This window comes from Desulfitobacterium sp. THU1 (assembly GCF_038181555.1).
Lineage (GTDB): Bacteria > Bacillota > Desulfitobacteriia > Desulfitobacteriales > Desulfitobacteriaceae > Desulfitobacterium.
Genome location: NZ_JBBWUA010000036.1, coordinates 1 through 7,940 on the forward strand (window position 1 = coordinate 1; position 7,940 = coordinate 7,940).

The following is a 7,940-nucleotide window of genomic DNA, read 5'->3' on the forward strand; positions in this document are numbered from 1 at the left end:
CCTGAACTCCCCGACTATTGTCGTTTGTAATTAAACTTGATCCTGTGTCAGTACCCGGCTATAACTAGTGTAGCTGGGTTTTATTATATTTTGCCATAGGCCTCAAGTAGTTTCCATGCACCCTTTTATTAAGCGCTTACGAATTAGCTACGAAATGCCAAGAAATCCATGGTATGCATAAGGGAGCCCTCATAAAGACAATTAACGATTATAACAAGGCCATTGATAGTGGTACTACGGATAGTCTTGAAGTTCCTCGACTTCTCAATCACAATAAAATTGCTCAGGGACCCTTTTACGCAGTTCCCATAACATCCAATATTTATCACACCTTTGGTGGGCTTGCTATCAATGAGAATGCACAAGTCCTTGATTTACAAAGAACGCCGATCCCCAATCTCTATGCCTGCCCACCTTGCGCAGGAATCTTTAGAGAAGTGTATGCTGGTGGGATTGCTTCGGCGGGAACCTTTGGCTATATTGCAGGAAAGCATATTACAAAGTAGTCTTTTTCCCAACTTAACTGTATAATCAATATAAGTAAACCAATGCGGGCGTGTTTGCCCAAGACATGTGAAAGTGGACTCAAGTATTTGTCGCTTTGCACGCATTGAGCTCGAAGGGAGGGGTTCCCCCGTGAATATTAAGGCACTTTTAAACCTGATAAACGAGGGTAATCAGAAGGCTTATCTGCAGAAATGCAGGGATCAGCGGAATCTTTTTTTAGAAGGTAAGCCTGTTGATGCGCAGATTGTTCCCAGAGCCGTTTATCATTCATGGGTTAGGAGCCGACAGAACCGGGTGGATCCCCTTGCCAAGATCTGTCATCACCCACTAGACAAATCAATGAGCAATAAGCTAGCAAATTTTAAAGAGTGCTATGAACGATATTACCCCTTTTTAAAAAGTGCGATTGAACTATTGAACTATCAGGGGTGTACATTTAGCTTTCGCACCCACGAGTGCATCACCCAGCAGATTTATGATGATATGAAAGGCCCCTTTAAAAATCTTATCGGAGAATGCTCAGAAAGGACGGTCGGAACAACGGCGTCTACTCTAGCCCTATCTGAAAATAGAACGATTTTATTGGTCAATCCGCTGAATTACCTAAAAAAGTCCGAGTTGCAGGGGGTGGGTGTTGCCGCCCCTCTTCACAATGATAAAGGTGAGGTGCTTGGGGGAATCTCCATCGGTTTAATGGATCTGGAAAGAGCCCAAGAGGCCTATTGGCTTGTTCATTATCTTGCTCAGGTCTTTGACCGTCTCTATATCCCGATTACCCAAAAAAACGAAAGCAAGATTAAAGCGATTATGGATGTGCTCCCCCAAGGTGTCGCCTATATCAATGAAGATAACACTACCCATTATAATGAGAAAATCCTCAATCTCTTAAAGTATAGCAAGGGTCAGGATCCCCTGAGGAAGCTGAGCAAACACTTTTCGCAAGAGGAGTGGAACGCGGCATTTGTCCAAAAGGAGATCCATCTGGATGGGAGAACCTTCAATCTAAGCAGCAGTGCTCTGGAAAAGGGTGGATTTGAAAAAAGTAAAATCATCACCTTGGAAGAGAAGAAATCTTTTACCGAGCACGTAACTGAACAGGGCCGAGAGGCAAGTGACAGGTGTGATGGACTCTATTGTTTTGAGGATATTGTTGGTCAAAGTGGTGACCTTAATGAAGCTAAAGAAATAGGCAAAAATATCGCTGGCACCGCTGTTCCTGTACTTATCTTCGGTGAAAATGGTACGGGTAAGGAAATGTTTGCCCAAGCAATTCATTACGCCAGTCCGCGGCGGGATATGCCCTTTATCCCGATTAATTGTGGAGCGATTCCTGCAGAGTTAGTGGAAAGCGAGCTTTTTGGCTATGAGGAGGGGGCCTTCACCGGGGCTTCTAAAGGGGGTAAAATAGGCAAAATCGAGGCAGCTTCTGGAGGAACCTTGTTCCTGGATGAAATAGAAAGTATGCCTGTGCTAGACCAAATCAAGTTACTCCGTGTCCTCTCAACCGGAAGAATTCAGAAGGTTGGCAGTACTAAAGAAATTCCTGTGGACATCCGCTTGATCTCGGCAACCAAGAAAGATCTCCTAGAAGAATCGGATAAGGGATTATTTCGTGAAGATCTCTACTTCCGAATTAGTACCTTTATTATCGACTTACCAGCCCTGAGGGAACGGCGTGAGGATATTATGCTCTTAGCTAAGGAATTTATGGATAAGTTCTCGCGCAAATACGGGCTGGCTCAAGAGATCGAAATGAATGATGAATTCGTGGTTGCTCTAAAGAACTATACTTGGAGAGGAAATGTTCGGGAATTAGAGCATTCGATTGAGCGGGCCATCATTCTTATGGGAACAGGATCAATACTGAAGGTCGAGTTCTTACCGAAAAGAATTCAAGAACACTATCATGACTCTATAACAAAAGGCTTGGTAGAAGACATACTAGGGAAGTGTTCAGGAAAGCAAGAACAAGGACTTTTGAGTACTGCAGAGACAATGATTATCGATCATGTTTTAAAATCAGTCGGTGGTAACGTCAGTGCAGCCGCTGAGAAGTTAGGAGTGACGCGGAGAACTATCTATAATAAAATGCAAGAACACCCTGATTTTCGAGTCGTGCGATAGTTTGCGCTAAGATGAAGAAAACCTAGGAAAGTTACTAGGAAAAAAATCTATGTTTGACAAGTCGGGGAAGTTTCGCTATTCTTCAAATGAAAGTACTTGTACGTGCAAGTCAATGATGATATTATACTAGAGGGGGTGAGTTAGAATGAGGAACAAAAGTCGATTTTTATTATTGTGTACATTGTTCATTGGTCTTTCCATCGGTGTGTTCTTTAGTTCAGCAGCAACTACGCAGGCGGTTCCTGAGATGAGTCCAGATGGTGTAACTTGTACACCCTGTCACGAAGAAGGATTTGGTGGCGGCGGCGGAGCTCCTGCTGGCGAAACACCGGCAACTGAAACACCTGCAACTGAAACACCTGCAACTGAGACACCAGCAACAGAAACTCCAGCAACTGAGACTCCAGCAGTAGAAGAGCCTGCAGCTGAAGTACCGGAAGCCAAAGAGCCTATGAGCCCTTGGGTTGTTGTCGGAGGAGTTATCGTAATTCTGGGAGTAATCTACGTCTTGGCTATTAAGAAGAAGTAGTTTAGCTCAGGTACGAATGTGGTATTATACGTATAGTACATAACCCAGACGAAGCAGCAGTGTGAAAACACAGCGCAAAGAACCGCTTGTAATCGTGAGATTTCAAGCGGTTCTTTTAGTATGCATTAGCTGCTTTTAACTTAAATATTTAGTCTGTAATGGATAAACTAGCACCCTCGGAGGGATTACCTGCTACCCCTTCGGAGTTCACTAAGCTTACCCAGAAACGGTATTCTCCCGGAGAAGGAGATTCTCCATCCACACTTAAGGGAATACGGATCTCCTCAGAGATCTCATGTTGTGTAGAATAGGTCTGGATAAAGTCCTGATCAGGGAATTTCACATAAATTGTGAGGGTGTGCCCTTCGCTCCCTGCCGGATAGGTCACGGGTAGCATTGCTGTTTGTTGTGATGCGTCGTAAACTACGATTCCGGGGATCGGAACGGGGATACCGGCATCCCCGAGGGGAGGAGTTGTTGTTTCAGTTGGTGGAGGAGTCGCGTTATATTCCTCTTTTGGCATTTGAAAAGGCTTTTCATCACTGGGCCAAGGTGTCTCGGGATCACGCCCCGTAATATTAAGGAAAACTTTTTTCTCTTTATTAACGGTACCCGTCCCGGCAAGATAGGCAGGGTGATCTTTGTCAATCTCTTTTTCTACCCAGATATCGCTGACCTGAGTGGGGAAATTCCCTTGTGCCGCAATTTCGGTACGGACAAAGTCCTTAGGAGTCAAACTGCTGGGTAATAGTCCAGACTTAGTGTCGTAAGAACCGCTGACAATACCGGCCGGACGTTTGAATTCCGTCTGTACTGTGAGCCCATCATGGGCCACTGTCATAACATTTTTCCAGATCTGTGCCGGAAAGCCGCCACCGTAAACTTGGCGGAGATAGTGGGTTAAAGTTTCATCATCTTTATCGTAGCCCATCCAGACGACACCCACATAGTTAGGGGTATAGCCGGCGAACCAAGCATCGGGGTTTCCGGTGCGATAACCGTAAATATCCGGGTCCAGTGAAGTGGTTCCCGTCTTACCGGCCACTGCCCAATTTCCAACTTGAGCTCTTGTCCCCGTTCCACTGGTGACAACACTCCTTAACATACTGTTCATAAGGTAGGCGGAAGTCTCTTTCATCGTGCGTTCTACTTTAATTGTTGGCGTAATAATTTCTTTGCCACTTGAGTCAAGCACTTTAACAATGGCGTGGGGAGTTGCACGAACCCCATTATAGGCAAATACTCCATAGGCAGAAGCCATATCCAGAGTACTGACATGATTTGTTCCTAAGGCTAAGCTTAATACTTTGTCATTTTCTTCTAGAGGTAGCCCGAGATTGTTTTTACCAAAATTCCAGCTGTACTCGACCCCTATAATATTCATCAGCTTGACAGCGTAGATGTTAACGGAGTTTTGAACAGCAAAACGCATGGAAATAAGTCCTCGCCATCCGGCATATTCAGTGTCGTAATTGGTGGGGGCCCATACTTTACCGTTTCCGGCATTGTATTTCACTGGCATATCATCGAGTACTGTTCCGGGAAAGAAGCCTCCTTTTTCCATAGCGGGTGCGTAAACTACTAAAGGCTTAACGGTTGAACCCGGTTGACGGTATGCTTGGGTGGCCCGATTCAGTCCGCGAGCGGTGCTGTGATCTCGTCCGCCCACCAAGGCACGGATAGCGCCCGTGGAAGGATCAAGAACAGTCATAGCTCCTTGAACCGGGGTTTCATCAACGCTTTGTGGGAAGTTCTTGGCGTTGGCAAATTCCTTTTCGGCTGCGGCTTGTATTTTTGTATCTACGGTAGTATAGATCCTCAAGCCACCATTATAGATTTGATCCTCATTGAGTCCATGTTCATTGATCAGTTCTTCGATTACATGATCTACAAAGTATGGATAGGCATAGTCGGCGCCGGAAAAAGTGGGTTTTTCAGATTCAGCTCGATTCGCCTTGACGTTTTCGACATGAGTGAAAGGAGCCTCTAGATATTGAGTATATTCTTCCGGTGTAATAAGCCCCGCAGCTTTCATGACACCGAGGACGATGTTGCGGCGTTCTTTAGCCGTCTCGGGATGATAATAGGGGTTATAAGCACTGGGAGCCTGTGGTAATCTGGCAAGCAACGCGATTTCGTCGGGAGTCAGTTCGCTGAGCTCATGACCAAAATAGGTTTTGGCCGCGGCCTGAATTCCAAAAGATGATTCACCGAAAAAGATGCGATTCAGGTAGAAGGTGAGGATTTCATCCTTGGTATACTCTCGTTCTAGTTGAATAGCTAGGGCTGCTTGTTGGATTTTCCGAACCAGAGTTTTTTCACGGGGGTTCTCGATGAAAGCGTTATTAGCAAGCTGCATGGTGATGGTACTGGCGCCTTCTCTGAAAGACTGGCTTTTTATGTCGGCGATTAAGGAGCCGACAATCCGAATCGGATCGACGCCGAAATGATCATAGAAGCGCTTGTCTTCAACGGCCACAAAGGTTTTTTTAACAAGATCGGGTATTTCAGAAGAGGCTACCATTTGACGATCTTCTGTAGCGTGGAGCTCAGCAATCTGTTTTTCGCCCATATCATAGATAAACGAGGTCTGTTTTTGGTTGGTCAAGGTATCGGGATGCCAATCCGGGGTTCCGGCCACTGCGTAAAGAGCATAAATCAATAAAGCTATACAAGCCAAGGTAAATGCGGAGCCAAAAGTTACTAAAAAAACCCGCCACTTCGATACGCGCCGCTTTCTGCGTGGACTTTTGGGTGGCGTCTTTTTGGGGGGAGTTGCCATGTCTTAATCCTCCTAGATATTTGCTGTAATTGAGTTAATCAAATCTGCAGGCTTGGGAAATGGATCAACGCAACAAAAGTACACTGCTTACGTGTACTTTATCACAGCAGAATTATACCATATTTCCATGGTTAAAAAAACTTCTAGATTATGGTGCCATTTTAACCTATCGCTTCGAGTTGATATCAAGATTGGAAAAATGTATAATAATTGAATTAGGAGGGAGCAAGATATGCATATTCTCGATGATTTAAAAGCTAGAGGGTTAGTCTACCAAACCACGGATGAGGAAGCTTTGTACAAACGCCTCGAATCACCGATGACACTATACTGTGGATTTGATCCGACCGCGGACAGTTTACATATTGGACATTTGTTGCCAACTTTGATGCTCAGACGTTTCCAACTGGCGGGTCATCGACCCATTGCTCTCGTTGGCGGCGGAACAGGCTTAATCGGTGATCCCAGTGGAAAAACCAGTGAGCGGACTCTGAATCCTACTGAAGTAGTGCAAGAATGGGCCGATCGGATCAAGGATCAATTGAGTCAGTTTCTTGATTTTGAAGGTGTCGATAATCCAGCTATCATGGCCAACAACTATGATTGGTTAGGCTCAATCAATGTCATTGAATTCCTTAGAGACATCGGTAAGAATTTCTCCTTAGGAACAATGCTGGCCAAAGATTCTGTGGAGTCAAGAATGAGTCGTGGAATTTCTTTTACGGAGTTTAGCTACCAGATTTTGCAATCCTATGATTTCTTTAAATTAAATGAGGTTTATGGCTGCGAAATGCAGATTGGTGGCAGCGACCAGTGGGGGAATATTACTTCTGGGACGGATCTGATTCGACGGATGTCGGTAGGAGAAGACCGCCAAGTCCATGGATTAACCGTGCCTTTGGTCACGAAGAGTGATGGAACGAAATTTGGTAAGACAGAGGGAGGAGCTGTTTGGCTGGATCCGGCTAAGACTTCACCTTATAAGTTCTACCAGTTCTGGATTAACACCGACGACCGTGATGTGGTAAAGTATCTTAAATTCTTTACTTTTCTTTCTATAGAAGAAATCAAAAAACTGGCTCTAGAAGTAGAGAACCAGCCGGAGAAACGCAATGCTCATCGCGTGTTGGCTAAGGAAGTTACGGAATTGGTTCATGGAGTAGAGGCTCGAGAGCGGGCGGAGAAGATTTCCCAAGCGCTCTTCACAGGCGGCATTGCGAACCTTTCCGCCATTGAAGTAGAAGAAGGCTTTAGCGATGTTCCTTCAACAGACGTTGAAGACCAGGAAATGCTTTTGGTGGATGCACTGGTCAAAGTTGGAGCGGTAACTTCTAAGCGACAAGCCCGTGAGTCTATCGAAAGCGGTGCTGTATATATTAATGGAGACCGCCAAAGTGATACAGAGCTCACAGTAGCACAGCTAGACAAGATTGAGAATCGGTTTATTGTCATACGGCGCGGCAAAAAGAACTATTATCTAATCAAGTTAGCTTAAGAGTTTTAAAATCACAATTGCTAGGGCGATAACGGCAGCAATCTTTAACTTGCTGCCGTTCTTATTTATACGTATCGCAAATACGTATCGCCAATGACAAATTCAACTCAGGTATTTCGGCGGGCAGAATTGTTAGATTTCTAATACGTGAATATTTAGTTGCTCTTTTGAATAGGATGGAGAGGTATGGGGTAAAGTAAACTGGGTAAAAGGAACGGTGTTTAAAAGGAGATTTATAGAAATTAGAAAAGAGTGTTGACAAGAACCGCACTCCAGTGGTACTATAACAAAGTTGCCGCTGGGGAAACCCCAACCGGTAAAGCAAGAAAAAATAGATTCTAAAAAAGATCTTGACTTTCAAATCAAACTCTGATAGAATCTATAAATGTCGCCACTGAGTGCGGCGGCGCCGAAAAGCGCCACCAAGAGTGACGAAAAGAAACCAAAGATGGTCTTTGAAAACTAAACAACAAGGAACAGCCAATGACTCGTCAAATGAGTAA

Annotated in this window: 4 protein-coding genes and 1 pseudogene; 4 read left to right on the top strand and 1 reads right to left on the bottom strand. The window is 44.7% G+C overall.

Going from position 1 to position 7,940, the window contains the following annotated elements:
• Positions 1-140: 140 nt before the first annotated feature.
• The 3 genes and pseudogenes from AAC978_RS16060 to AAC978_RS16070 form a co-directional block, all read left to right on the top strand.
• A pseudogene (locus AAC978_RS16060) lies at positions 141-506 on the top strand (FAD-binding protein); the annotation flags it as partial.
• A 130-nt stretch (positions 507-636) separates the two neighbouring features.
• Positions 637-2,631 carry a sigma-54 interaction domain-containing protein gene (locus AAC978_RS16065; protein WP_341549088.1) on the top strand — a complete coding sequence of 665 codons (1,995 nt, stop codon included), beginning with the start codon at positions 637-639 and terminating at the stop codon, positions 2,629-2,631.
• A gap of 145 nt (positions 2,632-2,776) precedes the next feature.
• A complete protein-coding gene (locus AAC978_RS16070; protein WP_341549089.1) occupies positions 2,777-3,160 on the top strand; it encodes a hypothetical protein in 384 nt (127 codons plus the stop codon).
• A 148-nt stretch (positions 3,161-3,308) separates the two neighbouring features.
• On the opposite strand, the gene AAC978_RS16075 is transcribed toward AAC978_RS16070, so the two are convergent.
• Positions 3,309-5,942 (bottom strand): transglycosylase domain-containing protein, encoded by a 2,634-nt coding sequence (locus AAC978_RS16075; RefSeq protein WP_341549090.1) that lies wholly within the window; start codon positions 5,940-5,942, stop codon positions 3,309-3,311.
• A gap of 232 nt (positions 5,943-6,174) precedes the next feature.
• Between AAC978_RS16075 and tyrS the strand changes: the two genes are divergently transcribed.
• Positions 6,175-7,437: a tyrosine--tRNA ligase gene (tyrS, locus tag AAC978_RS16080; protein ID WP_341549091.1), complete on the top strand. Its 1,263-nt coding sequence runs from the start codon at positions 6,175-6,177 to the stop codon at positions 7,435-7,437.
• The last annotated feature ends 503 nt before the right edge of the window (positions 7,438-7,940 follow it).